This window comes from Virgibacillus sp. GM2-2 (genome assembly GCF_055329585.1).
In genome coordinates this window covers 1-213 of the sequence record NZ_JBUZWC010000215.1, presented here as the reverse complement: position 1 = coordinate 213, position 213 = coordinate 1, and the positions used below count along the sequence as shown (strand labels likewise).

The window sequence follows — 213 nt, the reverse complement described above, 5'->3', positions numbered from 1 at the left end:
GCAATTGAATGTATCGGTAGAGTTCGAAAATCTCCAGACCGAATACGCGACGAAGAACGTAACGGTTTCCTGGAAGCCTACCGGTGGAGTCGATCATCTTTACCTATATTCGATCGACGGAGACGGTTATGTTGAAACTTCCGAAACTGAGTTAGAACTCACCAATCTTGAAGAGGGACAGCATACGGTCGAAGTGAAAATCGCCGGTTCGAC

General features: G+C 46.9%; 1 protein-coding gene. It reads left to right on the top strand.

What is annotated here, in order from left to right; genetic code table 11:
* On the top strand, window positions 1-213 hold a 213-nt coding region (locus ACY9Z2_RS19605), incomplete at both ends, for a hypothetical protein (RefSeq protein ID WP_463611340.1).